The organism is Candidatus Zixiibacteriota bacterium, assembly GCA_018820315.1.
Taxonomy (GTDB): Bacteria; Zixibacteria; MSB-5A5; order JAABVY01; family JAHJOQ01; genus JAHJOQ01.
Window position 1 is genome coordinate 1 of the sequence record JAHJOQ010000089.1, and the last position, 7,005, is coordinate 7,005.

Here is a 7,005-nt window from a genome sequence, read left to right on the forward strand (position 1 = left end):
AGGTCGGAACCCCTGTGGTTCCGACTCTTGAGCGGAGCAGGTCGGAACTCCCGCAGTTCCGACTCCTTAAGTTTCAAAATATGATTGATTTTGGCGATGACTTACGCTAACCTTCACACATGCGCAATGTCCACAGGTTCTTCGAAGAGGGCAACTTGTACTTTCTGACGCACGTTACCTTTGATCGTCAACCAATCCTGATCGACCACATTGACCTCGTGCACGATTCAATTGACAAACACAAGAGGGATTCCGCTTTCGAATTAATCGCCTGGGTAGTACTGCATGATCACTGGCACTGCATCATCAATCCCCAGGAGAATGATCTGGCAGATCTGACGAAGCGAATCAAGTTGTCCTTTGCTATGCGATTTCTGAAACGAGCGGGGCAGAAGTCGGGACGAACATGGCAGAACCGCTACTGGGATCACATCATAAGGAATTCGGAAGACATGAACAATCATCTCGACTATATTCATTACAATCCGGTGAAGCACGGATATGTGACGGCGCCTTTGGATTGGGAGCACTCTTCGTTTCATAAGTTTGTTGATGAAGGATTGTACAGACCAGACTGGGGGGCGAAGAGGGAAATCGGTTTCTCAGGGAGATTTGGTGAATGAGTTGTGACAATTCAAGAGTCGGAACCACAGGGGTTCCGACCTACCTCGCTATTGTACAGGCGGTTGGCGATCTCGCTTGACCGAAGAGGCACAGATGTCGTATCATGTGCTTGCCCGGATTGATATAGTCAGCTTACGCAAATCGGCAGACCTGCTGTGAGAGCAGTTTCTCAAGGGGTGCCTTAGCTGCGTAGAGGCGAAGACAAGGATATAATAAATAATGCGAACTCTAGGGGTAGCTATGGAACAGATTACCGCAGCATTGATCGGTGGCTTTCTGGCCGCCGGAACTGGTTGGCTTCTTCAATCGCGTCTTGAGGCCTCTCGACTTAGTCGCACAAAGAGGCTCTTGATTATTGGCATTGTCGACGACCTGAAGTCATCGATCGAGCTCTATTCCCGTGTGATTGACGAGTGGGAAAAGAGCCAGACCATTTGGTTTACAACTTTGAATGAACTGAGGGAATCAAGACAAACATATCTGAAGAATCGCGATTGGTTGGTGCTACTCAAGGATGAATCTTTCAGGCAGAGAATATTCAAATACTATCACAGAAGCACAGACCATATCAATCTTCTGGAAAGCCAACAGCGCCGAAAGTACGACATTCAGGCGAAGCTCAACGAAGTTGTTAGAGATATTCGGCTCCGCAACGAATCTTTATCTTTGGAGGAAGAGCGACAGTTAGTAATTCGGGCAATGCACGCAGAGGATCGAGAACTGGATGGCCTCAGCAAGCTGATTCCTCAAAGCATACAACACTTGCGTGACTACAGGGACGAAGCTAAGGACCTGTCCGAGGTACTTGAGAAAGGTAAGAATCACTAGGTGGCAGGCAGAGTCTATCAATGAGCGTACTGCCAGACGTCATAGGACCAAATCTAACCGTCGTATTCTGCGGAACGGCTGTGAGCAACGAATCCGCGCAACGCAAAGCGTATTACGCTGGGCCGGGCAACTCATTCTGGAAGACATTGCACGATGTCGGATTGACTCAGTGGCGATTAGAGCCAGAGGAGTACAAGTCGATTACGCGTTATGGTTTGGGTCTCACCGATCTGGTTAAGACCGTTTCGGGCACCGACGCCACTCTCTCCCGTGATCACTTCAACGTGGAGCGCTTCCGCAAGCTGATCCTAAGGCACCAGCCTAAAATCGTCGCATTCACGAGCAAGACGGCAGCTCAGAAATATGTGCGACATCGTGTCGACTACGGATTGCTCAAGGAGACTATCGGAAAAACGAAGCTCCATGTCCTGCCCTCCCCTTCCGGCGCGGCAAGGCGGTACTGGAGTGACAAGCCGTGGAGGGAGTTGGCTAGGCTGTCGAAAATATTGGGGTAAGCATGTTCCTCTTTGATTCGCTTGAGTGTTCAGAGATTGTCAACATCACTCCGTCCCGCTCCGCGTGACTCCGGATCACTGACCTACAGCTTCATGGATAAAAAAAGGTGGAGGGGGTGTCGAGGATGACAACCCCCTCCGGGTACTGTATCGAGGATACGTAGTAGGGTTATACGAAGTGGGCTGATATAGCAATCAACCCTCTATTTTTTTCTTCTATTCCTTTTACATCCCAACAGTCTTTTTGATCCAATCTGTTCCAACAGATTTTGGACGGGTGATCGCTGTGCCGAGCGCGCGGTTGACAACCAACTGCGAGCACATACCCATCGCACGTGAAACCGCGAAGAGAACCGTGTAGTACGGGAACTCTCTCAGGTTGAAATGATACAGGATCGAGCCGGAACCGGCATCGACATTCGGCTGCGGGTTCTTCGCCTTGCCATGCTCTTTGAGCACGCCCGGGATAATCTCGAATACCTGCTTCACTGTCTTGTAGACATCATCATCGGAGCAGTACTTGGCGCCGAAATTGACGAACGCTACGAAACGCGGATCGGGGCAACGAAGGACAGCATGACCATATCCGGGGATAACCTGACCACCATTCAGAGTCTCCCATGCGAAATCCTTGAGCTGCTGATCGGTCGGCTGACCGCCGAATTTCTTGACAACTTCCAGAATCCATCCGAGACATTCCTGATTTGCCAGACCGTGCAGTGGGCCGGCGAGTCCATTCAGACCAGCTGAAACAGCATAGTACGGATCGGACAGAGCCGAACCGACTGTATGGCAACTGAACGCAGATACATTTCCGCCTTCATGATCGCAGTGCAGTGTCAGATAGAGCTGCATCGCTTTATAGAAATCGGGATCATCATTGCCGAGCATGTGGGCGTAGTTTGCTCCCCAGTCGAGCTTAGGATCGTGACGAATGCGCGGACCCTTGTTGTAGCGCAGACGATACACACCGGCGGCGAGTTCCGGGAGCTTTGCCAGAAGATTCAGTGAATCTTCGAGTGTCGGTTCCCAGTAATCGGTCTTCTTCATGCCTTCGGTATAGCGCTTGCGGAATTCGGACTCGCCTTCCATGACCAAGATGGCCGTGTCGAGCATACACATCGGATGCGCGTCCTTCGGCATGGCCTCCAGGACCTTCCAAACGTAGTCGGGGACACCGGCACGCTTGGCGTACTCAGCCTGAAGATCCTTCAGCTCGGATGCGTTGGGCAGGGCTCCGGTTAGCAGCAGGAAGAATATCTCTTCCGGAAGCTTGTCGGTCAGTTCAAGAATCGGGATACCGCGAATAATCAGGCCAGTGTCTGGTTCTACGAGCGAGGTATCACAGATCATACCCTTGACGCCGCGCATGCCACCATAGGCCTGTGCAACTGTCACCTGGGAAATCACATGATCGGCGTGATCCTTCGCGATCGCCTTGAGTTCCTCACGCAGTCCCGGTATCTGTGAGGCAAACTTGTCTTTCAAAGCGGACATCAATTTCTCCTTTCGGATATCTAACTATCTATCGCGCACCGGCGGAAACCATGGCAGCACAGGTGTCCTGCCCCCCAATTCGGTCAGGTCTTTGGTTCTGCTTGAGTCTTCCTCCGTCTTGCGCAATGTGAAAAGGTTCACAAATAAAAGCGTAACACTTCCAAATAATATCCGAGCAATGGTAATATCTCGGCCGAAAGATGTCAACTACTATTTGAGCCAATCTGAATAGATTCAAATTCTTACGTCCACGAGCGGTCTGCTCACTCGACACGGAAGCATGTCAGATCTTCGACGCCGATCGGCGTCAATATCTATCGTTTTTGTCATGAATCCACATATCAAGCTGGGCAGCGCTCCGAAGAAGAAATGTCTTGCGGGCACAATTTTAACGCCATATCATTTGAGCCGATTGGCTTCGGCCTGGAGGGAAAATTGGATGAAATGCGTATTCTGTGACATCATTGCAGGTATTGAGAAAGCGGACATTTTCCATGAAGATGATGATGTGTTCGTTTTTCGCGATCATTTCCCGAGAGCTCCAACTCATCTCCTGATATGCCCCAAGAAGCATTACACTGATCTTATGGACGCCCCTCCCGAGATTATGCCGAAGATGCACGAAGCAGTACGAATTGTCGCAAGGAAACTGGGTGCCGACACCGGCGGTTTTCGTCTGATTGTCAACAATGGTTCGACGGCCGGTCAGATAGTATTTCACCTGCATTATCACTTCCTGACACATTGCGAAATTAAGTAGACCCATCTCAAAGCAGCACAGAGATTAGAACGCTTAGCTCGCGATAAAAACCACTGGACTTCTCGCCGGGGTGCGTCTCGATTCGATCATTCCGGTAACTCCTGTGCTGATTTTTTGACCGCCATGATCCATTACCGCTTGTCAACAGCAGTGAATTTACTATCTTGGCGCCGTTGGAGTACTATGATGATTGAACCGGAAACACTGAAAATACTTGAATTTGACAAGATCCGCCTGTTGCTCGCGGGCAAGTCTCTCACACCTGCGGGCAAAGAACTGGCGCTCGGCATTTCTCCCATCGAGTCAGACTCCGATCTCAACCGCAGACTGGATGAAACCACCGAGATGGCAGAGATCATAAGCTTTGAAGAGCCATTTCCGCTACAGCGCGTAGATGACGCAGATCGCCTCCTCGCATTTGTTTCTACTGAGGGCACATTTCTCGATCCCGAAGAGCTTCTTAAGCTGAAGATATTCCTGGAGATTTGCGGCAGACTCAGGAAATACGTGAAGAACAAAGCCGAGAAGTATCCTCTGATGGCCGCGTATCTCCTTGCGATCAAAGAACAGCAGGAGATTATCAACGCCATCGATAGCGCAATTGACAGCACAGGCGAAGTGAAGGACTCGGCCTCCCCCGCGTTGCGCAGGATCAGGATCGAGAAAGGGTCAATCCGTAACAAGGTACTCAACAAACTCGAGAGCATGATTCGATCCCGCGCAACTCATGGGAGCCGTCAGGATGATTTAGTGACGATTCGCGATGGGCGGTACGTGATTCCGGTTGCAGAGAACGATTTCACTTCCAGATCCGGCGTGGTACATGACAGATCTAAGTCCGGAGCGACTCTTTTTGTCGAGCCGATGGAGACTGTGGAATTGAATAACAAGCTCCGGAAACTCGATTCAGACGAGGAGAAGGAGATCGAACGAATCCTCCTCTCTATCTCAGATCTTGTAAGGACTCAGATTTCGGCGCTGGATGAGAACTACAGGATAATAGCAGTCACAGATTTTATTCACACGCGAGGCGTCATGTCGATTCAACTCGATGCGAATCGACCATCGATTGTCGCCGAGAGCAGACTGCGGCTTGTAGATGCCCGCCATCCCCTGCTCCTTCTGAAAGCAGCGAATGCGTCAGAGGTAGTCCCGATGACGCTGTCGCTCGGAGGGAAGTACGACGCTCTCGTGGTAACCGGTCCCAATACCGGAGGCAAGACAGTCGCACTCAAGACACTCGGTCTGCTGACCCTGATGGCTCGCTCAGGCCTTCACGTCCCGGCTGACAAGGAATCGGAGGTCGGCTCGATTCACAGGATATTTGCGGATATCGGCGATGAGCAGTCGATTGAACTGTCGTTGTCGACATTTTCATCGCACCTTGCGCGCATCATTCACGCAGTAGAGAACTGTGACAGCCACACACTCATCCTGCTAGATGAGATCGGTGCAGGCACAGATCCCAAAGAAGGATCTGCACTCGGTGAGTCGATTCTAAAACACATTCTTCAACGGGAGAGCATGGCCTTCGTAACAACACATTATTCGGCGCTTAAGACACTACCCGAGAAATACCCCAGAATAGGAAATGCTTCGCTTGAATTCGATAGAGAAACATTGAAGCCAACGTACCGGTTCAGAGTCGGCCTTCCCGGGTCCAGCTATGCAATCGAAATCGCCCGCAGGCTCGGCATGCCTCGTGACATTGTAGACAATGCGGAATCGCTTGTGGATACTCAAGAGAGAAGTCTCGGGAACTTACTCGAAAAACTCGAAGTGGAGCTGAAGGAGTCTCGCAAAGCTAAGATTTCTCTTGTCGAACAGAAAAACAAGCTTGAGGCTGACGTCTTGAAGCTCAATGATCGTGAAGCCGGGCTGAGAAAAAGAGAAGAAAATCTGAAACGGAAAGAGGTCGATGAATCCAGTGCGCTCGTGGACCAAACACGTCGAGAACTGGAGGAGTTGGTAAAGGAAATTCGTGAAAAGCAGGCCGACAAAGGCCTCGTCAAAGAAGCACATGCTAGGATCCGTGATCTTGACGAATCCTTCGAGCAGAAAAGAAGCCGTCTGGAACCGAGAAAGCGATTGAAAACCGAAGACCTCTGCCAGGGTGATTCAGTCTGGGTGGAAACACTTCAAACATCAGGGGAACTGCTTCAGTACATCTCCAGATCAAAGAGCTGGAAAGTGCAGATAGGTAGTATGGTTTCCACGGTGAGGAGCGAATTTCTGTCGAGGATTAATGAGGGTGATTCGAAGCCAGCCCTGCCAGCTGGCGTGAATTATGCGCCATTCGAAGATATTTCTCCTCAGGTCTCGGTAATAGGTATGACGGTGGAAGAGGCAAAAGAGGTTGTAGAGAGATTGATCGATCGGGCCTCGGTATCCAATCTCGAAACAATCTACATCCTGCATGGCAAAGGGACCGGTGCGCTAAGGCGCGGGATGAAGGAGTACCTGTCTAAGCACAATATAGTCAAGGACTTCCGTCTCGGTTACGTCGGTGAAGGCAGTTCCGGAGTCACAGTTGTCACCTTGAAGCGTGACTAGTACTCCTTCATGATTCAATTTGTGGGTATAGCCGCTTGAGCTTGATTCTTGCGTTCTTTGTTGTGAATCGCCAGTCGACGCCCTTTTGACTCTGGTTGCGCTCTCTATGCCACTCACGCGCCTCTTTCCTTAACGTTTCAATGTGAGGTATCCTTCGATTAAGACATTGTCTTGTGAACACGCTCAACTCGATCTCCGCAATGTTCAGCCAACTCCCGTGCCTTGGTG

The 7,005-nt window shown here is 50.5% G+C and carries 7 protein-coding genes; 5 read left to right on the forward strand and 2 right to left on the reverse strand.

Features of this window, described 5'->3' with window-relative positions:
• The first annotated feature begins 155 nt into the window (after positions 1-155).
• The 3 genes from KKH67_08475 to KKH67_08485 all read left to right on the forward strand — a co-directional run bounded on the left by KKH67_08475 (position 156) and on the right by KKH67_08485 (position 1,967).
• Positions 156-623 (forward strand): transposase, encoded by a 468-nt coding sequence (locus KKH67_08475; GenBank protein ID MBU1319219.1) that lies wholly within the window; start codon positions 156-158, stop codon positions 621-623.
• A 241-nt stretch (positions 624-864) separates the two neighbouring features.
• Entirely contained in the window at positions 865-1,452 is a 588-nt protein-coding gene (locus tag KKH67_08480; protein ID MBU1319220.1) for a hypothetical protein, read from the forward strand.
• A gap of 20 nt (positions 1,453-1,472) precedes the next feature.
• Positions 1,473-1,967 (forward strand): mismatch-specific DNA-glycosylase, encoded by a 495-nt coding sequence (locus KKH67_08485; protein MBU1319221.1) that lies wholly within the window; start codon positions 1,473-1,475, stop codon positions 1,965-1,967.
• A gap of 225 nt (positions 1,968-2,192) precedes the next feature.
• Here KKH67_08485 and KKH67_08490 read toward each other — a convergent pair whose 3' ends face one another.
• Positions 2,193-3,464: a citrate (Si)-synthase gene (locus KKH67_08490; protein MBU1319222.1), complete on the reverse strand. Its 1,272-nt coding sequence runs from the start codon at positions 3,462-3,464 to the stop codon at positions 2,193-2,195.
• A 439-nt stretch (positions 3,465-3,903) separates the two neighbouring features.
• On the opposite strand from KKH67_08490, the gene KKH67_08495 reads away from it, so the two are divergent.
• Together KKH67_08495 and KKH67_08500 are read left to right on the forward strand one after the other, a co-directional pair.
• Positions 3,904-4,224: an HIT domain-containing protein gene (locus KKH67_08495; GenBank protein ID MBU1319223.1), complete on the forward strand. Its 321-nt coding sequence runs from the start codon at positions 3,904-3,906 to the stop codon at positions 4,222-4,224.
• Positions 4,225-4,410: 186 nt separating this feature from the next.
• Positions 4,411-6,777 carry an endonuclease MutS2 gene (locus KKH67_08500; GenBank protein MBU1319224.1) on the forward strand — a complete coding sequence of 789 codons (2,367 nt, stop codon included), beginning with the start codon at positions 4,411-4,413 and terminating at the stop codon, positions 6,775-6,777.
• Between the two features lie 7 nt (positions 6,778-6,784).
• On the opposite strand, the gene KKH67_08505 is transcribed toward KKH67_08500, so the two are convergent.
• The coding region (locus tag KKH67_08505) for an IS630 family transposase (protein MBU1319225.1) at positions 6,785-7,005 on the reverse strand (221 nt) is incomplete at its 5' end.